The organism is Sulfitobacter sp. S223 (assembly GCF_025143825.1).
Taxonomy (GTDB): Bacteria; Pseudomonadota; Alphaproteobacteria; order Rhodobacterales; family Rhodobacteraceae; genus Sulfitobacter.
In genome coordinates, this window is record NZ_CP083560.1 from 161,819 (window position 1) to 183,884 (window position 22,066).

Genomic DNA, 22,066 nt, shown 5'->3' on the forward strand with positions numbered 1-22,066 from the left:
GCGGGCGACTCTCTTTGAGAGCAGACTAGGGGGAAAGTTGGGGGCTGCCAATACCGCAGTACGGAACTTCGTTTCGCAAATGGCCATTTAATGCCAGTGGCTAACAAACCTTACGTATCTTAGGCCGCGCAATGTTGGAAATTGCGCGGCGAAATTAACATAATCTTCTAAATCGCATGAATTATTCAGCGTTCAGGATAGATTCAATGCGCTCTACGTCGCCCGGATTGTTCAATTCCCAGAACACCCGGCCTTTGCCTTCTACCTCTACACAAAGAATGTTGGTGCCGTTTTCAAGAAAGCGTAGTTGCTCCAGGCCTTCATGCCGCTCAAGACGGCCTTCAGGCCAGCTTGCATATTGCGCCAGGGCTGCGGGCCGATATGCGTAAAGGCCAACATGATGGAAGACTTCACCTTCGGCTTCTGCCTCCTTGGCAGGTGCGATGTACGGCAGGACTTCTTTGCTGAAATACAGCGCGCGGTTTGAGCGATCAAAGACGGCGGTTGTACCGCCGACCAGTCCGGCGGCGCGGTCAGCGCGGAAATGGGCGTAGGTTTGCGCATCACAGCGCACGACGGGTGTCGCAACAGGTGCTTCAGGGCGTGCAGCCATTGCGGCAATCAGATCCTCGACAAACCATGCGGGCGTCAGCGGCGCATCACCCTGCAAGTTTACAACCAGATCAGCATCAAACACGCCGGCTGTCGCAGCTTCAGCGCAGCGCGCTGTGCCATTCTCACAAGTTTCCGAAGTCATGATGACCTGCGCACCAAATGCCTCTGACGCCTCTTTGATCCGCGCATCGTCGGTTGCGACAAAAACGGCATCAACGCCGTTCACGGCCATGGCCGCTTCCCAGCTGCGCTGGATCAGAGACTTTGCTGTGCCGTCGCGTTCGCGGAGCATCACCAGCGGTTTACCGGGATAGCGCGTCGAAGCGTAGCGCGCGGGGATGACAATAACGGTTTTCATTATGCTACTCCTGCACGCAGACAATCATGGATGCGCAACAGGCCCACCGGCGCTCCTTCGGCATCGACAACCACCAGCACAGTGATTTTGTTTTCGTTCATAACGGCGAGGGCGGTCGCGGCCATCATGTCAGGCGGGACAGTCTTTGGTGTCGGTGTGGCAACTTCGCTGGCACGTTTGCTGCCAAGGTGTTCGCTATTGCGGCGCAAATCCCCGTCTGAAATCACACCAACCAGTTTGCCGTCTTCTACCACACACGCGATACCAAAACCCTTTTCGCTCATCTTTAGCAGGGTTTCTTGCATCCCCGCATCCGGCGTGACGACGGCCATCGCTTCAGTTCCGTGCATCAGCTGATGCACAAGGGCCAACTGCGCGCCAAGCTTGCCGCCGGGATGGTAGGTACGAAAATGCTCTGACAGAAAACCGCGTTGCTCCATAAGCGCCATGGCCAGCGCGTCACCCAATGCCAGCGCCATTGTAGTGGAGGTGGTGGGCGCGATGCCGCTGCCCGCTTCGGGTTCTTGAGGCAGTGTCAGGCAAAGATCTGCGGCCCGCATCAAGGTACTTTCGGGTTTGCTGCTCATCCCGATCATGGGGATGGAAAACCGTCGCGTATGGTTGATCAAATCGCCGAGTTCTGACGTTTCGCCAGAATTGGACAATAAAATGCACAAATCTTCCTGCGTGATCATGCCCAGATCACCATGGCTCGCCTCTGCCGGATGCACGAAATAGGCGGGCGTGCCGGTCGATGCGAGGGTCGACGCGATCTTGCGCGCGATATGGCCGGATTTGCCAATGCCTGACAGAATGATGCGGCCTTTAATCTTTAGAATGCGTTCAACCGCTGGCGCGAAATCCATTGGCAGATTTTGGGCCATTCGCATAAGTGCGCTTCCCTCATGCTCCAGAACCTGCGCCGCTGTGGCCAAAATCGTTTCACGCGGTGCGTTGGTGTCTGACATAAATACTCTTTCCGCTGATCAGGGCGCTTTATGAAGATGTACGCATAGCAGCCTCTTGCCGCAAGTGATCGACATGTTTTTAAAGCAAGCCCGATGTAAGCGTGTGCTACCACCCTATCTGTAATGTGAACGGAAGAGTGGATATGAAACCGCATTGGTGGTTGAGGCGGCATCCCTTGGAAGTGTAAGCGCACAGTCAGACCGCCTCAGGTAGAAAAGGATCATCCGATGAAAACAGCACTTGTGACCGGCTCTTCCGGCTTCATCGGCTATTTCGTTGCAGACGCGCTTTTGGCGGCGGGTTGGTGGGTCGTCGGGGTTGATAGCATGAGCGACTATTACGATGTCAGCCTCAAGCAGTCCCGCCTTGATCTTCTTGAGGCACATGAAGGCTTCACCAATGTAAAAAGCAAAGTTGAACAACCGGGTCTGTTGACGGAGTTGTTCGGGCAGTACCAACCCGAGATCGTTATCCATTTGGCCGCGCAGGCCGGTGTCCGGTATTCGCTGGAAAATCCGATGTCTTACTTTGAGACGAACCTTGGTGGGACGCTGCAACTGCTTGAGGCCGCACGCGCGCATCCGCCCAAACATATGCTTTTGGCCTCTAGTTCATCGGCCTACGGGGCAAATACAGAAATGCCCTATCAGGAAAATATGAAGGCCGATCATCAGATGTCGCTTTATGCTGCGACCAAAAAGTCGACCGAAAACATCGCGCACAGCTATTCCCACCTGTTTGGCCTGCCGATCACCATGTTCCGGTTCTTTACAGTTTACGGTCCGTGGGGCCGCCCCGACATGGCACCGCACAAGTTTACTTCGCGCATCCTCGAAGGGCGGGCGATTGATGTCTATAATCACGGCCAGATGCGCCGCGACTTTACCTATGTCACTGATCTGGTTCAGGCGATCTTAATGTTGGTTGATGCGGTGCCGGACCACCTTACCCAGCAGGGCAAATTTGTCGGGGACAGTCTGTCACCTGTGGCCCCTCACCGTGTGGTGAATATCGGCAATGCCGATGCGATCCCTCTTTTGGATTTCATCAAAGCGATTGAGGAGGCGACTGGCACCGAGGCTCAGATGAACCTTATGCCGATGCAGCCCGGTGATGTGCCTGCCACGTGGGCGGACACAAGCCTGCTTCAATCGCTCACGGGCTATGTGCCGCACACATCTGTGCGCGATGGCGTTGCCCAATTCGTGAATTGGTACCGCGACTATTACAGCATCTGAGGATCAGTCTTCGAAGCCGACAAACCGCGCGACCTCGGCAACTTCGCGGCGCTCTGACACAACAGCGTTTGCTGAGAAAGTTTCATCCGGCCAGCCCATCGCGACACACGTCATGATAACCTGATCTTCTGGAATCTGCGCATGCTCGCGGACGACGGGAGACTGCATAATCCCTTGGCCGTTGATCACGCACCCCAGGCCGCGTGACCACGCGGCGAGCGTCAGTCCGTAAGTTACCGCGCCCAGATCGAAATGGGCAATCGTGCCCCCTTCGAGCGACTTGTCGAAGGTCACAACGATCGACACAGGCGCATCAAACTGGCGGAAACCGCGCATGACCCAATCCTGCCGCATCGCTTTGTCATCCCGCTCAATTCCCATGGCGGCAAAAAGTTGTTTGGCAATGCCCACCTGACGGTCGCGATGCGGTCCGTCATAGGCGCCGTGATCCACGATCTCACGGACGGGCGGCACCCCGTTGAGCATGCGGGTAGAATTTCCTTCGCGCACGCGCTCCAATGGCTCGCCTGTTAACACATGCAAATGCCATGGTTGGGTGTTCATTGACGATGGCGCCCGATTGGCCAACGCAATCACTTCTTCGATCAAAGTGCGTGGCACAGGTTTGTTCAAAAAGCCCCGAATACTGCGGCGGCCATTCATTGCCTCGTCAACTTGCATGTATGTGTCTTCCTAGAAATTAAGTGTAAACTGACGGCTGAGGCCGATCTGGATGCGCCACTGATCCTCTGACCCGTTCATGGTGATGGGGCTGTCTGCCGCATCGCCCAAAAGCTTTTCATAGCTCACGCCGCCTTCCAGTGACCATTTATCGTCAAGGAAATATGTGCCCGTAACCTGAATGCCCGCACCCAGCGCACCGCCTGCAGCGTCATAGGCGGCAAAGCTTGACGTCCCGCCAGTTGGCACGCTGAAATAAGTCTCGGCAAATTCGTCGTTGCCAAAGTTCACCCGTGGACCAGCCTTGATCACGAAGCGGTCATTTGGACGCATGATAAGGTCGGCCCCAATTGTACCGGTCACACCGCTATGGCCTGTCACACCTTTGCGTACTTCACCAAATGCCATCCAGTTTGTTTGCTGGTATGCTAGGCCAAAGCCCAGTTCTACGGCGATATCAATGTCGTCCAGACCGGCAAGCTCTGGGTTATCATCGGCTGTGCGATCACCAAGAACGCGGAAGGCTGCATTGAGTGACACGCCATTGTCCGGAATGCCACGTACGCCGTTTCCCGTGTCAATCGCGCCCCATTTGAGGGACCCGAACGTGAATGTTGGCGCTGCAACAGCCGAGGTGGAATCAGCACCCAAATAGTCAGGTGCGGCACCAACACCGAGCCCGAGCGCAAAGTTGAAAGACCGCTCTTGCGCCGCTGCGGGAAGGGCAGCGCCCAGTGCCAGAGCAGAAACAGCTATAACCGAGAGAACGCGCATTAAGATGCTCCAATAAAATCAGGAGCCGACAAACCGGTCCTGTAAGGGGTTTTCAATAATTTAGAGACGTGCCCGCTTAAAGTATATGGGGAAACGAAGATAAATTATTGCTATGGCTGGCTTAGTGCGCGGCAGGTCATTTTCGGGCAAGGCCGTGTTTTACCGACGTGCATTGTGGTATTCACCGCCAGTCGAAAAAGTTGGGGGCGGCTTGTGACAGAAGTTTTCGTGCCATCTCTTTGCCAACAAGCGCGCCGTCTTCGATGGGGCAACTCATTGCATCGGAAATCGCTTCTGATCCATCGGGGCGCAGGACTTCGCCGCGCAGGTGCAATGTCCCACCATCCAGCTCTGCCAGGCCTGCGATCGGCGTTTCGCAAGATCCGTCAAGCTCAAGCAAGAAGGCGCGTTCGGCTGTCAGCCGCTGGCCTGTCGGTGCGTCATGGATTGCGGCAAGCATCTGTGCAACGTTTGTATCATCCACGCGCCGTTCAATTCCGATTGCGCCTTGTGCGACTGCTGGAAGCATGACGTCGGTTTCAATCGCGGTTGCAGGTACTTCATCCATGCGCAGTCGGTTAAGGCCGGCCATAGCAAGGAACGTTGCTGCTGCCACGCCTTGGTCCAACTTCATCAATCTGGTTTGGAGGTTGCCGCGGAATTCAACCACTTCAAGGTCAGGCCGTTTGAGCATCAGCTGCGCGCGCCGCCGTAAGCTAGAGGTGCCAACAACTGTACCGGCGGGCAGTTCCGTCAAGCCTTTTGCTGTCGGAGAGATAAAGGCATCGCGCACGTCTTCTCGGGGCAGGTATGTATCAAGCACCAAGCCTTCGGGTTGCAGCGTCGGCATGTCCTTCATTGAATGGACCGCGATGTCGATCTTGCCAGAAAGCATGTCGGCTTCTATTTCGCGTGTGAACAGACCCTTGCCGCCGATCTCTTTGAGTGGGCGGTCAATGATCTTATCGCCTGTGGTTTTGATCACGACGATTGTGAATGCTTCAAACGGCAGATCAAAGGCTTTTGCCAAACGCTCCCGCGTTTCATGGGCTTGCGCCAAGGCCAAAGGCGATCCACGGGTGCCGATCATCAGCGGTTGGGCGGGGGAGGGCAGATTTAATGTCATGAACCCTCTCTATCGGTGTAACCAAAACCTGACAACTCTTGTATCCCCTGCATGGTTTAACGCATGATGCCCCGAACAAAATACAATGGTAGAGACAGCATATGGCCCCCCAGAAAACTATTCTTCGCGCGCTTGCGGGAGAGACTCTTCCCACACCACCGATCTGGATGATGCGCCAGGCAGGCCGCTATCTGCCCGAATACCGCGCAACCCGCGCCGAGGCCGGTGATTTTCTCAAACTATGTTACAATCCTGATCTGGCGGCAGAGGTCACGTTGCAACCTATTCGCCGCTACGGTTTTGATGCGGCCATTCTGTTTGCCGATATTCTGCTTGTCCCCCAAGCGCTTGGCGCCGATTTGTGGTTTGTCACTGGTGAGGGGCCACGCCTGTCTACCATCACAACTCAGGCCGAGTTGGACAAATTGGTACCGGCAGACGCAATTCACGGCCATCTTGCGCCAATCTACGAGACGGTGAAAATCCTCTCGAACGAGTTGCCTTCCGAAACAACGCTTATCGGGTTTGCAGGCGCTCCGTGGACCGTTGCTACCTATATGATTGCTGGTCAGGGCACCCCTGATCAAGGTCCGGCGCATAAGCTTAAGGCCGAGAACCGCGCCGTGTTCGACGGGCTAATGGATCGCATTACCGAAGCGACGATTCACTATATGTCGAAGCAAATCGAAGCCGGTGCAGAAGTTGTTAAAATCTTTGATAGCTGGGCGGGGTCGCTACAGGGCGACGACTTCATGAACTACTCGATCAAGCCGATGGCGCGGATAACATCGGCGCTCAAGGAAAAGCACCCCGGGATACCTGTCATTGCCTTCCCACGTGGCGCGGGTGAAAGGTACATTGGTGCGCATGCCGCCACGGGCGCCGATTGCATTGCCGTCGATGATGGTGTGACGGCCGAGTGGGCCGCCGAGCATGTCCAGCCGGACGGCTGCGTGCAGGGCAATCTGAAATCTTCTCATATGGTCACTGGCGGGGATGCTCTGGTGGCAGAAACGCGGCGCACAGTCCAAGCCTTTTCGAAAGGGCCACACATCTTCAACCTCGGACACGGCATTACGCCGGATGCAGATCCCGAGAATGTTCAGTTGATGATCGACACTGTGCGCAACGGCTAAACTCTATTTGAGTTTGCTCCGAATATGATTGGAAACCTCCTCCATGTGGGAGGTATGCACCGTCTACATAGTAATTCCCGCAGCGCATGAATCTGCGCTGCGGGCCAGCGCTTAGCTTTCGACTTCAAATGTCAGGCCGGCATTAGCCGTAAGTCGGTCGATGATGGCCGCGCCAAAGACGGGGGCCGCGGTAAGAACACCGCCGGGGGCGTCAGCTGCTTCTTCGATCAGGCAGATGGCGGCTTCGGTTAGCATTTTTGACGTAGATCCGTATCCCGGATCGCGATCTCCTTTTACCCCTACGGTCAGGCGTTCGCCGCTTGCAGAGGTGCCTGTAAACATCAGGTCATAACTGCCGTTGTCGCGTTCTTCTTTCGAAGGGCCTTCGCCCGGTTTGATGTCGTCGTCGCCCATCGGATTGGATTTGGCGATGCCATTGGCGATTGCTTCGCCTTTTTCACCCTTGCCGGTAAAAATCATCTCTTCGTACGTGAAATCTGTGCCGTAGGGGTGGCCCATCAGCATGTTGGAGCGGTGTACGTTCTTGGTATTGATGGACGCCATGACAAAGGGGGCAACCCACATACCGAACTCCGAATCTTCGTAAGGCTTGTTGCCATACGGCTGCTTTGGTCCCTCAAAACCGGGAGTCAGAGCGAAGGAAGACACCAGTCGTTTCATGGTTTCCGGATCGCTCATTGCCAGCTTCATTGTTTCCTTGCCTGATGCTGCTGTCCCGCCCGAGAAGGTGCCCTTCATGCCGCGCACACGGCCTTTGACGTCTTTGATGGGCGCTCCAAAGCGTTTTTGGGCTTCTTGCTGCAAGAAATAGACGCCCATATCGAAAGGGATGCTGTCAAAGCCGCAGGAATGTACAATCCGCGCACCGCTTTCCTTGGCAGTGTCGTTATATTTTTCGATCATATTCCACATAAAGGGAGGCTCACCCGAGAGATCGACGTAGTCGGTGCCGGATTTGGCACATGCCGCAACAAGTGGTTCGCCATGCAGAAGATAAGGCCCGACAGTGGTGATGATCACGCGGGCACGGGCAACCATTGCGTCGAGGGATGCCGGGTCAGAGGCATCGGCCTCAATCAGTGGTGTGTCAGCAGGAAGGCCCATTTCATCGCGCACCGCAGCAAGCTTTGTCGCGCTTCGACCGGCCATGGCCCAAGGACGGTCTGGGTAAGTTGCGTGCATGTATTCCGCAACAAGCCGCCCTGTAAAACCTGTAGCGCCGTAGATGATGATATCGAATTCGGCCATGATGCCGCTCCTCCCGATTGGTTGCATGTGTTTGGATGAACTATGCGGGAGAGCAGGCAGAAATTGCTATCGTCGAGTTTGAAAACGCTACGTCGGGATGGTGGGTGACGAAAAATCTGCACGCGCTGACAGTAATCGAACGAACGCTTGGTGCGGTTTTGCAGGCTTGGTGTCATTATCAAATGTGAATTTTGTGACGGGGACCGAAAATGTGTTAGATTTTTCTAACTGCAATTCGTTGCATAAATTTTCGGGGAATATTGGTGCCCAGGAGAGGACTCGAACCTCCACACCGTTGCCAGTACTAGCACCTGAAGCTAGCGCGTCTACCATTCCGCCACCTGGGCACGTATCGTGAGAGCTGCATCTAAGGTGCAATACTTAAGCTGTCAATTGCATTTCTGGCCCGTTTGCAAAGTTCTTTTGCGGCAAGCAGCCAAGTGGATTTTTGCGCCTTGTTTGCAAGGCTTCGCAGGGTTACACCAAATCCGGACAATCGTTGAGGGACTGCACCATGTCTAAACTGGTTACGATTTACGGCGGATCGGGCTTTGTCGGGCGATATATCGCGCGTCGGATGGCTAAAGAAGGCTGGCGCGTGCGCGTTGCTGTGCGGCGTCCTAATGAGGCGTTGTTCGTCAAGACATATGGCGTTGTCGGGCAGGTAGAACCTGTTTTGTGCAATATCCGCGATGATGCGTCGGTGGCTTCCGTGATGATGGGCGCTGATGCGGTCGTGAATTGTGTGGGCGTTCTGGCCGAGACAGGCAAGAATACGTTTGAAGCAGTCCAGTCTGAAGGGCCCGAGCGCATCGCGCGGATTGCGCAAGAGCATGGTATCACGCGCATGGTCCATATTTCTGCCATTGGTGCCGATATGGACAGCGAAAGCAATTATGCCCGCACCAAGGCCGAAGGCGAGGCGGGCGTGCTGAAGCATCAGCCCGATGCCGTCATCTTGCGCCCGTCCATAGTGTTCGGTCCTGAAGATGAATTCTTTAACCGTTTTGCAAGCATGGCGCGTTTTGGGCCGGTGCTTCCGGTCGTGGGCGCGAATACCCAATTCCAGCCTGTCTATGTTGATGATGTGGCTAAGGCTGCTGTGATGGGTGTGCTGGGTGACGCTACCGGAGTTTATGAGCTGGGCGGTCCGGTAAAGATGACCTTCCGTGAGCTTATGGCGGTCATGCTGGATGTGATCCGTCGCCGTCGTCTGGTTTTGAATATTCCATTCTTCGTTGCGCGGGTCATGGCGTTCGGGTTCGACATGCTTCAGGCGGTGACGCTTGGTCTGGTCAAAAACAGCATGATCACCCGTGATCAGGTTAAGAACCTGCGCAATGACAATGTGGTTTCGGAGGGTGCGCGTGGCTTTGCGGATCTGAGCATCGAACCTGTGGCGATGATCTCTGTTCTTCCTGAATATCTTTGGCGGTTCCGCCCGTCGGGCCAGTATGACGCCATTAAAGAATCGGCACAAAACCTGCGCTCCAGCTGATGGAATACAGCACGATCGTCGCGGCCTTTCTGGGGTTGCTGGAGGGGCTTACGGAATTTATTCCGGTCTCTTCGACCGGCCACATTCTGCTGGCAGGCCACTTTCTTGGATTTGAGTCGGCTGGTAAGACCTTTGAAGTGGTCATTCAGCTGGGCGCAGTTTTGGCGATTCTTACGCTATATTCTGCGCGGCTGATCGCGGTATTTGCTGCGGTGCCCTCTGATCCGCAAGCGCGGCGGTTCATTTGGTCGGTGCTATTGGCGTTCTTGCCTGCGGTTTTTATCGGCGTTCTGGCGCATGATATTATCAAGACCGTGCTATTCGAGACTCCGATGCTGATTGCGGTCATGCTGATACTTGGTGGGATTGTTTTGGTTTTCGTGGACCGTATCGCCCCCGAGCCAATTCATGATGATGCGATGAAGCTGCCTATTCCGATGGCCATCGTGATCGGCTTTATACAGTGCCTTGCCATGATACCCGGTGTGTCCCGATCGGGCGCGACGATCGTGGGTGCGCTGATGTTGGGCGCAAGTAAGCGCGCAGCAGCTGAGTTTTCGTTCTTTTTGTCTATGCCTACTATGGCAGGCGCATTTGCCTATGACCTCTACAAGAATCGCGATGTCCTAGACGTTTCAGCGATGGGAGAGATCGCTATAGGCTTTGCCATGGCATTCATCAGTGCGGTTTTTGTGGTAAAGTGGTTGCTTGGTTACGTTAGTCGTCATGGGTATGCTTTGTTCGGGTGGTGGCGGATCGTTGTAGGCAGTTTGGCATTTATATTTCTTTACAATGGCTTCTGATATTTTAGGTCCGAAGCGGATTTAATAAACCGATAAGGCCGCGCCCTTTCTGCGGCGCGGCAAAATAAAATCAACATATAGGTCAGTATTGCTGCCTTTTATTCTCTCTGAGGTTCGTTTATTCGAAGGCTCCAGAGCGGATTTGAGGATTAGGGCACCATGGCCAAGCAACCTATGTTGAAATTTACCAGTGTTCAGCGGGATATGCCGGAAAAGCGGCCCCCGAACCTGCGCCGTGAAGACTTCAACGAGATTTACGCAGAATACGCTGATGCAAAGGCAAAGGAGCAATCCAGCCGATGTAGTCAATGCGGGGTGCCATATTGCCAGACGCATTGTCCGCTACATAACAACATCCCTGATTGGCTCCGCCTTACTGCCGAAGGTCGGCTCGAGGAAGCCTACGAGATTTCGCAGGCGACAAACACTTTTCCGGAAATCTGTGGCCGTATTTGCCCTCAGGATCGCCTGTGTGAAGGCAACTGTGTGATTGAACAGTCAGGCCATGGCACTGTTACTATCGGCTCTGTTGAAAAGTACATCACAGATACCGCTTGGGAAAAGGGCTGGGTAAAGCCGATTGTCCCAGCGCAGGAACGTACCGAAAGCGTGGGCATCATCGGTGCAGGCCCCGGTGGTCTTGCTGCCGCAGACTTCCTGCGCCGTGCCGGCGTTCAGGTCACGGTATATGATCGCTATGACCGCGCGGGCGGCCTGCTGACGTATGGTATTCCGGGCTTCAAGCTTGAGAAAGACGTGGTCATGCGCCGCAACGAACAGCTTGAACAGGGTGGGGTTACCTTCAAGCTTGACTGTGAAGTCGGCAAAGACATCTCTTTCGCCGATATCCGCGCGGCCCATGACGCCGTCATTATTGCGACAGGCGTTTACAAAAGCCGCGATCTGCAAGCGCCGGGTGTGGGTGCGGACGGTGTGGTGCGCGCGCTTGATTTCCTGACGGTCAGCAACAAAAAAAGCTTTGGCGACGATGTTCCTGAATTTTCCGATGGCAGCTTGAATGCCGAAGGTAAGAAGGTGGTTGTGATCGGCGGTGGCGATACGGCAATGGACTGTGTCCGGACTTCGATCCGTCAGGGCGCGACCTCAGTTAAGTGTCTCTATCGCCGTGACCGTGCCAACATGCCCGGCAGCCAGCGCGAAGTCGCCAACGCTGAAGAAGAGGGCGTTGTGTTTGAATGGCTGAGCGCGCCAAAGGGTTTCATCGGTGAGCCGGTGAATGGTGTGATGGTTCAGAAAATGCGTCTGGGTCAACCCGATGCGACAGGCCGTCAGGCACCCGAGTTGATCGAAGGTTCCGACTATGTCGAAGAGGCCGATCTTGTGATCATGGCCCTTGGGTTTGAGGCAGAAGACCTGCCGACCTTGTGGGATTGTCCTGATCTGCCAGTGAACCGCTGGGGAACAGTGAAGGCTGATTATATTACTGGCCGCACCGAGGCTGAGGGTGTTTACGCGGTCGGCGACATTGTGCGTGGAGCTTCCTTGGTCGTTTGGGCGATCAAAGATGGTCGCGACTGTGCCGAGGCGATACTTGAGCAGTTCAGCGGCGTGTCTGCTGTGGCTGCCGAGTAAGGCGAAGAATGGCGGAGCAGATCACAGGCCAATGTTTATGTGGCGCAGTGCAGGTGACTGCAGCGGTCGATAGTCCGCGTCTGCGCGCCTGCCACTGTGACATGTGCCGCCGCCATACTTCCGGTATTTTCTTCTCGATCGAGACTTTGCCCGACAGCGTGACTGTCACGGGACCTACACAAAGTTTTCAGTCTTCGGATTGGGCGGAGAGGGGTTTCTGCGGAGCTTGCGGATCAACGCTTTGGTACGGGACGACCGGCGATGGCAGTCGCCACCTTGCGGCCGGACTATTCGATAATGCCGGTAATGGAACCCTCAAGATCGAGTTTTTCGCAGACAAGTGTCCGCAAGGATATGCGCTCGCTGGAAATCACAAAAAACTTATGACTAAAGAGACAATCGCGCTGTTTGCGCCCACCGAAGGAGACGCCAAATGACCAAGTATGATGAAGCATGGGTGGCACGTGAAGAAGCCAAGCGCGCATTTATGGCCGAAAAGGGTCTCTATTCCCCCGAGGAAGAGCATTCTTCCTGCGGCGTTGGCCTTGTGGTGAATATTGATGGATCGCGCAGCCGCGAAGTGGTTGAGAACGGTATCAAAGCGTTGAAAGCGATCTGGCACCGCGGCGCGGTTGACGCCGACGGTAAGACTGGTGATGGCGCAGGCATCCACGTGCAAATTCCCGTGCCGTTTTTCTACGATCAGATCGGTCGTACCGGTCACAAACCCCGCATGGACGAAATGATCGCCGTTGGTCAGGTCTTTCTGCCGCGCACCAACTTTGCCGCGCAGGAAACATGCCGGACCATCGTTGAGACTGAAGTGCTGCGCATGGGCTACTATATCTATGGCTGGCGACATGTGCCTGTGAACGTCCAGTGTCTGGGCGAAAAGGCGAACGCAACCCGTCCCGAGATTGAGCAGATTCTTATCTCCAACGCGAAGGGCGTTGATGAGGACACTTTCGAACGCGAGCTTTATGTGATCCGTCGCCGTATCGAAAAGGCTGCAATCGCCGCTCAGGTGCCAACACTTTATATCGCGTCCATGTCCTGCCGTTCCATCATCTACAAAGGCATGATGCTGGCCGAGCAGGTAGCGGAGTTCTACCCCGACCTGATGGACCCTCGATTCGAAAGCGCCTTTGCGATCTATCACCAGCGCTATTCCACCAACACCTTCCCGCAGTGGTGGCTGGCACAACCTTTCCGCATGCTTGCGCATAATGGTGAGATCAACACACTTAAGGGCAACCTGAACTGGATGAAAAGCCATGAAATCCGCATGGCGTCATCGACATTCGGTGACTTGGCGGAGGACATTAAACCGATCGTTGCTGCGGGTTCTTCGGACAGCGCGGCGCTGGATTCCGTGTTTGAGGTGCTTGTGCGGGCCGGGCGTTCAGCGCCGATGGCGAAAACCATGCTGGTCCCTGAATCCTGGTCCAAGCAGGCGGTGGAGCTGCCGCAGGCATGGCGCGATATGTATTCTTATTGCAACTCCGTGATGGAACCGTGGGACGGTCCAGCAGCGCTTGCCATGACTGATGGTCGTTGGGTCTGTGCGGGTCTGGATCGCAACGGCCTGCGTCCCATGCGTTTTGTTGTGACCAGCGACGGGATGCTGATCGCCGGTTCCGAGGCAGGCATGGTCCCGCTTGATGAGGCGCGGGTTATCCGCAAGGGCGCGCTTGGGCCAGGTCAGTTGCTGGCCGTCGACATGAAAGAAGGCAAGCTGTTCGGCGATACCGAGATCAAAGACAAATTGTCCGCCGCGCGTCCCTTTGGGGAATGGGTTGGCAAAATCAACGAACTGGACGAAGCGCTGGCCGGTATCACAGAAGCACCGCTGTTCAGCGGCAACGAGTTGCGCCGTCGCCAGATCGCGGCCGGTTATACGATCGAAGAACTTGAACAAATCCTCGCGCCGATGGCAGAGGACGGGAAAGAAACACTCGCTTCTATGGGCGATGACACTCCCTCTGCTGTGCTTTCGGGCAAGTATCGCCCACTGAGCCACTTCTTCCGCCAGAACTTTTCTCAGGTGACCAACCCGCCAATCGACAGTCTGCGTGAATTCCGCGTGATGAGCCTCAAGACGCGCTTTGGCAACCTCAAGAACGTGTTGGACGAAGATAGCAGCCAAACCGAAATTCTGGTGCTTGATAGTCCGTTTGTTGGCAACGCGCAGTTCGAAGAACTGATGAGCCATTTCAACGCCGATACCGTGACGCTAGATTGTACGTTTGAGCCCGGCTCAGGCAATCTGAATACGGAGCTGATGCGCATCCGGGCCGAAGCCGAAGACGCCGTGCGTTCCGGTGCCGGGCATATCGTGCTCACCGATCAAATGAGCGGCGAGGGCAAAGTGGCAATGCCGATGATCCTTGCGACATCTGCCATCCACTCGCATTTGATCCGTAAGGGTCTGCGCACGTTCACCTCGCTGAATGTCCGCTCTGCCGAATGTATCGATCCACATTATTTCGCCGTGCTGATCGGTTGTGGTGCCACTGTGGTGAACGCCTATCTGGCCGAAGATTCACTGGCCGACCGTATCGAGCGGGGCTTGTTGGACGTGGACCTGACCACCGCCATCGCCCGCTATCGCGAAGCGATTGACCAAGGTCTGCTGAAGATTATGGCAAAGATGGGTATTTCCGTCGTTTCATCCTATCGCGGTGGCCTGAACTATGAAGCTGTTGGCCTAAGCCGCGCGATGTGCGCCGAATACTTCCCCGGTATGACCAGCCGCATCAGCGGCATCGGTGTAAGCGGTATCCAACGCAAAGCGGAAGAAGTGCATGCAACAGGTTGGTCTGGCACAGACACTGTCCTGCCTATCGGCGGCTTCTACAAAGCGCGCAAATCGGGCGAAACCCATGCATGGGAAGCGACGTCGATGCACATGTTGCAGGCGGCGTGCAATCGCGCCTCTTACGAAATGTGGAAGCAATATAGCGCCAAGATGCAAAGCAACCCGCCGATCCACCTGCGCGATCTGCTCGAGCTAAAGCCGCTTGGCGCCCCTGTGCCGCTGGAGGAAGTTGAAAGCATCACAGCGATCCGCAAACGCTTTGTCACACCGGGTATGAGCTTGGGTGCGCTAAGCCCCGAGGCACACAAGACACTTAACGTGGCGATGAACCGGATTGGTGCAAAATCGGACAGTGGTGAAGGTGGTGAAGACCCCGCACACTTCTTCCCCGAAGCTAATGGTGACAATCCGTCAGCCAAGATCAAACAGGTTGCATCGGGACGTTTTGGCGTCACTGCAGAATATCTGAACCAGTGCGAAGAGCTGGAGATCAAAGTCGCGCAGGGCGCCAAGCCCGGTGAAGGCGGCCAGCTGCCCGGTATGAAAGTGACCGAGCTGATTGCACGCTTGCGTCACTCGACGCCTGGTGTGACGTTGATTTCGCCTCCGCCGCACCACGATATCTATTCCATCGAAGATTTGGCCCAGCTGATCTACGATCTCAAACAGATCAACCCGCGCTGTAAAGTGACCGTCAAGCTGGTGGCATCCAGTGGTGTGGGCACAATCGCGGCGGGTGTGGCCAAGGCGAAGGCGGACATCATCCTGATCTCTGGCCACAACGGCGGCACGGGTGCATCACCTGCGACCTCGATCAAATACGCAGGTCTGCCGTGGGAGATGGGCCTGACAGAGGCACATCAGGTTCTGTCGATGAACAACCTGCGCGGTCGTGTGACCCTGCGGACCGATGGTGGATTGCGCACAGGACGTGACATAGTGATGGCAGCGATGCTTGGGGCCGAAGAATACGGTATCGGCACCGCGGCACTAATCGCGATGGGCTGTATCATGGTGCGTCAGTGCCAGTCGAACACATGTCCGGTAGGTGTCTGTACGCAGGATCAGGCGCTGCGCGACAAATTCACGGGTACCGCGGACAAGGTTGTGAACCTCATCACCTTCTATGCGACAGAAGTACGCGAAATCCTTGCAAGCATCGGTGCTCGGTCGCTGGACGAAGTGATCGGGCGTGCGGACTTGCTCGCGCAGGTTTCGCGTGGCTCGGCGCATCTGGACGATCTGGATCTTAACCCGCTGCTGATTTCGGTCGATGCGGAAATGGATGCGATCTATGACCGCAATAAGCCGCGTAATGCCGTTTTGGATACGTTGGACGCGCAGATCGTTAAGGACGCAGTACGCTTCCTTGAGGACGGTGAAAAAATGCAGCTGAGCTATGCTGTACAGAACACCCACCGCACTGTCGGCACACGGGTTTCCAGCCACATCGTCAAGCGTTTTGGTATGCGCAATGATTTGCAGCCAAACCACCTGACGATCAACTTAAGCGGCTCTGCGGGACAGTCACTGGGTGCATTTGCGGCACCTGGCCTGAAGCTGGTCGTTGCAGGGGATGCCAATGACTACGTCGGTAAGGGCCTGTCAGGTGGTACAATCGTCGTGCGGCCTCAGATGAAGTCGTCAATCGTTGCCTCCGAGAATACGATCATCGGCAACACGGTCCTGTATGGCGCAACGGATGGCTACCTGTTTGCTGCCGGTCGTGCTGGTGAACGCTTTGCCGTTCGCAATTCCGGCGCGAAGGTGGTGATTGAGGGCTGTGGCTCCAACGGGTGTGAATACATGACCGGTGGTGTGGCGGTCATTCTGGGTGAGATCGGGGCAAACTTTGGTGCCGGTATGACAGGTGGCATGGCTTATCTGTATGATCCTGAGGGCAAAGCACTTGACCGAATGAACCATGAAACACTGGTGCATTGCCCTGTCACACAGGATCATTGGGAACAACAGCTCAGGTCATTGATTGAACGGCACGCGGAAGAAACCAACAGCCGCAAGGCACGCGATATCTTGCAGCACTGGGATCTTGAAAAGTCCAACTTTGTGCAGATTTGTCCGAAGGAAATGCTAAGCCGGATCGACGTGCCTTTGGGCATCGAAGCCAAGGCCGTCCCAGCCGAGTAGACAACGCAACAACCGTGTCGGCGAAACAATCAGAGCGTTTCGCTGACACCACAGATCTTTGTCAAAACCCGTATAGCGCCTAATTTTGATAATTTCGCTGCAAGCCGCCCGTGGTGGCGTGCCATTCGGGGCACTCTGCGCGATGTTATGATCAATGGCGGCGAGGGTCGTTCACAAGCAGGGCTTGCGCGCTTATAGCTCGGATATGGTAAAGCGAACGACAAAACCCAAAGCGAAACCCAAAACCAAGGCGAAGCCCGTTTCAGACAAGTTGCAAACGTTGCCTTTGCGCAAACGCATGCGGCGCACGGTCTGGCGCGTTTTGGCGATCGCGCTGCTGGTTGTACTGGGCGCGGTCCTGCTGGGGCGCGTGGTGAATCCTCCCACCACTCCTTACATGTTTTCGGAATCGCGACGCTTGGGCGGTGTAGATCATGAATGGGTCCCCCTGCGAGAGATTGCGCCTGTCATGGCGCGGGCAGTGGTTGCGGCAGAAGACGCCAACTTTTGCCAGCATTGGGGGTTCGATCTTAAGGCGATTAAATTGGCGATCGCTCAGGGTTCAAATCGGGGTGCGTCCACGCTTAGCCAACAGACGGTGAAAAACGTCTATCTGTGGCACGGGAGAACATGGTTCCGCAAAGCGCTTGAAGCGGGGATCACGCCATTGGTCGAGGCATTGTGGCCCAAGCGGCGTATACTCGAAGTGTATCTGAACGTTGCGGAGTTCGACGAAGGGGTGTTCGGTGTCGAAGCGGCCGCGCGCCACTATTTCAAGGTAGGGCCAGAGGCACTTACCGAACGGCAGGCCTCGCAATTGGCTGCGGTATTGCCGTCGCCCAAAACGCGTAGTGCGTCACGCCCCAGCGCAAGAGTGAAAAAACGCGCAGCGCAAATTCGCTCTGGTGCCGCTACAATCCGCGCAGACGGACGGGCAGCCTGTTTCGAGAGTTGAATAATCATCCGTCACAAGGCATTGAGGTATTACACCCAAATTTCCGGATTTATCATGGCCCGTTTGTTCCACGTTCCCCTATCGCCCCATTGTCGAAAAGTTCGACTGAGTCTTGCGGAAAAGAAGATCGAAGTGGAGCTGGTCGAAGAACGTTATTGGGAACAGGACCCTGATTTCCTGCGTCGCAATCCAGCTGGAAAAGTACCGGTACTACGGTTGGACGGCATCATGATGTCCGAAAGCGCAGCGATTTGCGAATACATCGAAGAGACCCGCCCGGAGCCTTCTTTGCTGCCGTCGGATTCGGTGCAAAAGCTAGAAGTCCGTCGCTTGGTCAGTTGGTTCGATGACAAGTTCCATCATGATGTAACGTCAAAACTGCTTTATGAGCGGGTGAACAAAAAAATGATGAAGTCGGGCTACCCTGACAGCAAGAATGTCAAAGCGGGTGCGAAGGCGATCAAGTTTCATCTGGGCTATATGACATGGCTGTTGGATCAGCGCCGCTGGTTGGCAGGTGATGTCATGACGCTGGCTGATTTTGCGGCTGCGGCGCACTTGTCCGCGTTGGACTATATCTCGGACGTGGATTGGAACAGTTGTCCCGAAGTCAAAGACTGGTATGCGAAGATCAAATCGCGCCCTGCGTTCCGCTCTTTGCTGGCCGATCAGGTTCCGGGTTTTACACCGCCGAAGCATTACAATGATCTGGATTTCTAAGCCCGATTTATCAAATGCAGTCTCTGCCGTTAGCGTGTGCAGGGTCGCCTTGAGAGGCGAAGTGAATAATGGATATTAAGGCGCGGCTGGTCCGTCAGGCTCTTGAAGAGGGGTTTGTGGCGTGCCGGACATGTAGGCCGGATGATGTGCCACATGTGCCAGAGCGTTTGGATGCTTTTCTGGCTGCGGGATATCATGGCCAGATGGGGTGGATGGAAGAGCGCGTCAATTGGCGCGGAAACCCGTCTGTGCTGTGGCCAGAAGCCCGTTCAGTTATCATGCTGGCAGAAAGCTATGCGCCTGAACATGATCCGCTGGCAATATTGAAGCAGCCGGATCAAGGCGCTGTTTCCGTCTATGCGCAGGGGCGTGATTACCACGATATCGTCAAAAAGCGGCTCAAGCGGCTAGCGCGTTGGTTGATCGAACAAGAACCGTGTTCGGTCAAGGTGTTCGTGGATACGGCGCCTGTACCTGAAAAGGCTCTGGCGCAGGCTGCTGGTCTGGGCTGGCAGGGCAAACATACCAATGTGCTTAGTCGCGACTGGGGGAATTGGGCCTTTTTAGGGTCTGTTTTTACAACGTTAGAGCTGGAACCAGATACACCTGAAGTGGATCACTGCGGCAGTTGTACGGCCTGTCAGGATATCTGCCCAACGGCTGCGTTTCCGGAACCTTACCAGCTGGATGCGCGGCGCTGTATTTCTTATCTCACAATTGAACATAAGGGCCCCGTAGAAGAAGATTTGCGGTCAGCGTTAGGTAACCGGATTTATGGTTGTGATGATTGCCTCGCGGCTTGCCCATGGAACAAGTTCGCCGTCGCGGCAAGCGACATGCGCTATCATGGAGCAGCAGGTGGATCGTTGGCAGAGCTTGTGGCCTTGGATGATGCCGCATTCCGTTTGCGATTTTCAGGCTCTCCCATCAAACGAATTGGGCGGGACCGGTTTGTGCGCAATGTACTTTATGCTATCGGAAACTCGGGTGATATGTCGTTGATCGATGCTGCGCGCGCTTTGTGTGACGATCCAGACCCGACCGTGACAGATGCTGCGCGCTGGGCTGTGGCGCGTCTGGTCGCGATTTGACGCTATTGGGGCTGGATTTAGGGCCTTCTTGAGGTAGGAATTTCCCAACAGTTTTGAGGAGAGACGGATGGCGTTGCTTTTGGGCGTTGATACCGGCGGGACCTATACGGATGCGGTGATCATCCGGGACGAGCAGGAAGTGATCGCAAGCGCCAAAGCGCTGACCACCCGAGCTGATCTTGCGATCGGAGTCGGGGGTGCTGTGAGCGCGGTTCTTGAACAATCCGGCGTGTCCGCCGGAGAGATCGCGCTGGCGTCTTTGTCCACAACTTTGGCGACCAACGCGTTGGTCGAGGGGCAGGGCGGTCGTGTTGCTTTGATCTATATCGGGTTCAAGGAACGTGATCTTGAGACCCACGGCCTGCTCGAAGCGCTCAAGGGTGATCCGCATGTGGTGCTGGCCGGAGGGCACAATCATGCCGGCGGTGAAGCTGTTCCATTTGACGAAGAAGGCTTGCGCGCGTTTCTGCAAGAGCATGGCGCCAACGTGGGTGGTTTTGCAGTAGCCGCGCAGTTTGCAACACGCAATCCGGCGCATGAATTGCGGGCGATGGCTTTGGTATCTGAGCTGACCGGTCGGCCGGTATCCGCATCACACCAGTTGTCGGCCAAGCTAAACGGCCCCAAGCGCGCGATGACGGCAGTCCTGAATGCGCGGCTGATCGGTATGATCGACAGGCTGATCGGTCGTGCAGAAGACACGCTAAAAGACTTGGGTATCTCTGCCCCGCTGATGGTGGTGCGTGGCGACGGTGCCCTGATCTCATCCGCGCAGGCCCGCGAGAGACCGATCGAAACAATCCTCAGTGGGCCTGCGGCCTCAATTGTTGGGGCGCGCTGGATGACGGGGGCGGACCATGCGCTGGTTTCGGATATCGGCGGGACAACCACAGATGTTGCTTTGCTCAAAGACGGGCGGCCGGCGATTGATCCAGCGGGTGCGCGGGTCGGACCGTACCGGACTATGGTTGAGGCGGTCGCGATGCGGACAACGGGTCTTGGCGGTGATAGTGAGGTGCATTTCCTGACAGACGGTCTGGCCGGTGGGGTCAGTCTTGGACCACGCCGACTGCTGCCTGTTTCATTGATAGCGATGGACGCGCCGGAGGTGGTGCACGCCACGCTGGATGCGCAGCTCCGTAGTTCACTGCCCGGTGAATATGACGGGCGGTTTGTACGCGCGGTGGCTGGTCAAACGATGGAAGGTATCGGCCCGCGCGAAGAGCAGTTGTTGGAACGGATCGGTGACGCGGTGCATCCGTTGGGCAATGTCCTGCGTTCAAGAATAGAGACAGGTGCGCTTAAGCGTTTGGTGGAACGGGGCTTGGTACAAATCGCAGGCGTGACACCGTCGGACGCCAGCCACGTGCTGGGTCTTGCGGAAAGTTGGGACAGCGAGGCAGCGCATAAGGCATTGGCGCTGTTCGGGCGGCGGCGTACGGGCGCGGGTGACCGGCTTGCGCCGGAGCCGAAAGATATGGCGCGGATGATTATCGCCCAGTTGGAGCAACAAACGGCTTTGGCCTTGTTAGAGACTGCTTTCGCCGAAGAAGAAGTAGGCTTTGGTGAGGATCCGGCCGTGCTGGCGCGGCACGTTCTGATGCAGCGGGGTCTCGGCGGCCACCGCGGATTGGTGCGGTTGGAAACAGGGCTGGCAGTGCCTGTGATCGGGTTGGGTGCCTCGGCCGCCACCTATTATCCGGCAGTTGGCAATCGGCTGGGGTGCAAAATGATCTTGCCCGAACACGCGGGTGTGGCCAATGCGATTGGCGCGGTGGTCGGAAGGGTCACGATGCGCGAAGCGGGGACAATCACTTCGCCCAGTGAGGGTAAATTCCGCGTCCACTTGCACGAAGGGCCGCGCGATTTTGCAGATGCAGAAAGCGCGCTGGCGCTGCTGGAAGAAGTCCTGCGTGACAGAGCCATAAGTGCAGCAGAAGCAGCCGGAGCGATGGACATCCAAGTTAACGTCCTGCGCGATATTCGAACCGCAGGCGTGGAGAGCCGCGAGGTTTTTGTAGAGGCCGAGCTTATCGTAGAGGCATCAGGACGACCGCGCGTCGCGAACTAGAGACTAACTTTAATGTCCATAGTTTGGTTTTGAATATTCTGGCCGTTGATCAATCATCGGCACAGGGGACCATCCGGTAAATGTTTGGTGGCGAAGTTCGAATTATTGTTCGTTCAGGTATTCGCCCCAGATTTCGGCGATGCCAAAACTGATAGCGCTCTAGACTGACAGAAAATAGAAACGACTTCTGAATAATTAATGCT

Annotated in this window: 17 protein-coding genes and 1 tRNA gene; 11 read left to right on the forward strand and 7 right to left on the reverse strand. The window is 55.8% G+C overall.

Annotated elements, in window-relative coordinates:
• Positions 1-181: 181 nt before the first annotated feature.
• Positions 182-973: a 3-deoxy-manno-octulosonate cytidylyltransferase gene (locus tag K3757_RS00780; RefSeq protein ID WP_259998346.1), complete on the reverse strand. Its 792-nt coding sequence runs from the start codon at positions 971-973 to the stop codon at positions 182-184.
• Positions 973-1,941: an SIS domain-containing protein gene (locus tag K3757_RS00785; protein WP_259998348.1), complete on the reverse strand. Its 969-nt coding sequence runs from the start codon at positions 1,939-1,941 to the stop codon at positions 973-975. The genes K3757_RS00780 and K3757_RS00785 overlap by 1 nt, the downstream gene beginning before the upstream one ends.
• A 228-nt stretch (positions 1,942-2,169) precedes the next feature.
• On the opposite strand from K3757_RS00785, the gene K3757_RS00790 reads away from it, so the two are divergent.
• Positions 2,170-3,180, forward strand: coding sequence for an NAD-dependent epimerase/dehydratase family protein (locus tag K3757_RS00790; protein ID WP_259998350.1), 1,011 nt, complete (start codon positions 2,170-2,172; stop codon positions 3,178-3,180).
• A 3-nt stretch (positions 3,181-3,183) separates the two neighbouring features.
• Here K3757_RS00790 and K3757_RS00795 read toward each other — a convergent pair whose 3' ends face one another.
• The 3 genes from K3757_RS00795 to hemC form a co-directional block, all read right to left on the reverse strand.
• A complete protein-coding gene (locus tag K3757_RS00795; RefSeq protein ID WP_259998352.1) occupies positions 3,184-3,861 on the reverse strand; it encodes a nitroreductase in 678 nt (225 codons plus the stop codon).
• Between the two features lie 12 nt (positions 3,862-3,873).
• The gene (locus K3757_RS00800; protein ID WP_259998354.1) at positions 3,874-4,635 is read right to left on the reverse strand and encodes a MipA/OmpV family protein; all 762 of its coding nucleotides are present in this window, start codon (positions 4,633-4,635) and stop codon (positions 3,874-3,876) included.
• A 181-nt stretch (positions 4,636-4,816) separates the two neighbouring features.
• Positions 4,817-5,761, reverse strand: coding sequence for a hydroxymethylbilane synthase (gene hemC / locus K3757_RS00805; RefSeq protein ID WP_259998355.1), 945 nt, complete (start codon positions 5,759-5,761; stop codon positions 4,817-4,819).
• A 101-nt stretch (positions 5,762-5,862) separates the two neighbouring features.
• Between hemC and hemE the strand changes: the two genes are divergently transcribed.
• Positions 5,863-6,897, forward strand: coding sequence for a uroporphyrinogen decarboxylase (gene hemE / locus K3757_RS00810; protein WP_259998357.1), 1,035 nt, complete (start codon positions 5,863-5,865; stop codon positions 6,895-6,897).
• Positions 6,898-7,008: 111 nt separating this feature from the next.
• On the opposite strand, the gene K3757_RS00815 is transcribed toward hemE, so the two are convergent.
• Both K3757_RS00815 and K3757_RS00820 read right to left on the reverse strand, forming a co-directional pair.
• The gene (locus tag K3757_RS00815; protein ID WP_259998360.1) at positions 7,009-8,166 is read right to left on the reverse strand and encodes a trans-acting enoyl reductase family protein; all 1,158 of its coding nucleotides are present in this window, start codon (positions 8,164-8,166) and stop codon (positions 7,009-7,011) included.
• Positions 8,167-8,427: 261 nt separating this feature from the next.
• Positions 8,428-8,513: transfer RNA gene (locus K3757_RS00820), tRNA-Leu, on the reverse strand.
• A 167-nt stretch (positions 8,514-8,680) separates the two neighbouring features.
• On the opposite strand from K3757_RS00820, the gene K3757_RS00825 reads away from it, so the two are divergent.
• The 9 genes from K3757_RS00825 (at position 8,681) to K3757_RS00865 (ending at position 21,863) form a co-directional block, all read left to right on the forward strand.
• A complete protein-coding gene (locus K3757_RS00825; RefSeq protein ID WP_259998362.1) occupies positions 8,681-9,664 on the forward strand; it encodes a complex I NDUFA9 subunit family protein in 984 nt (327 codons plus the stop codon).
• Positions 9,664-10,467: an undecaprenyl-diphosphate phosphatase gene (locus K3757_RS00830; RefSeq protein ID WP_409202563.1), complete on the forward strand. Its 804-nt coding sequence runs from the start codon at positions 9,664-9,666 to the stop codon at positions 10,465-10,467. Before K3757_RS00825 ends, K3757_RS00830 begins: the two co-directional genes overlap by 1 nt.
• 159 nt (positions 10,468-10,626) lie before the next feature.
• A complete protein-coding gene (locus K3757_RS00835; RefSeq protein ID WP_259998363.1) occupies positions 10,627-12,060 on the forward strand; it encodes an NAD(P)-dependent oxidoreductase in 1,434 nt (477 codons plus the stop codon).
• Positions 12,061-12,068: 8 nt separating this feature from the next.
• Positions 12,069-12,497: a GFA family protein gene (locus K3757_RS00840; protein WP_259998365.1), complete on the forward strand. Its 429-nt coding sequence runs from the start codon at positions 12,069-12,071 to the stop codon at positions 12,495-12,497.
• Positions 12,494-17,026: a glutamate synthase large subunit gene (gene gltB, locus K3757_RS00845; protein WP_259998367.1), complete on the forward strand. Its 4,533-nt coding sequence runs from the start codon at positions 12,494-12,496 to the stop codon at positions 17,024-17,026. Before K3757_RS00840 ends, gltB begins: the two co-directional genes overlap by 4 nt.
• Before the next feature lie 298 nt (positions 17,027-17,324).
• A complete protein-coding gene (gene mtgA, locus K3757_RS00850) occupies positions 17,325-17,981 on the forward strand; it encodes a monofunctional biosynthetic peptidoglycan transglycosylase (RefSeq protein WP_259998384.1) in 657 nt (218 codons plus the stop codon).
• Positions 17,982-18,035: 54 nt separating this feature from the next.
• Positions 18,036-18,701: a glutathione S-transferase family protein gene (locus K3757_RS00855; RefSeq protein WP_259998386.1), complete on the forward strand. Its 666-nt coding sequence runs from the start codon at positions 18,036-18,038 to the stop codon at positions 18,699-18,701.
• A 68-nt stretch (positions 18,702-18,769) separates the two neighbouring features.
• Positions 18,770-19,792 (forward strand): tRNA epoxyqueuosine(34) reductase QueG, encoded by a 1,023-nt coding sequence (gene queG / locus K3757_RS00860; protein ID WP_259998388.1) that lies wholly within the window; start codon positions 18,770-18,772, stop codon positions 19,790-19,792.
• Between the two features lie 67 nt (positions 19,793-19,859).
• Complete coding sequence (locus K3757_RS00865) at positions 19,860-21,863, forward strand: hydantoinase/oxoprolinase family protein (protein ID WP_259998390.1); 2,004 nt, start codon at positions 19,860-19,862, stop codon at positions 21,861-21,863.
• Positions 21,864-22,066: the final 203 nt, after the last annotated feature.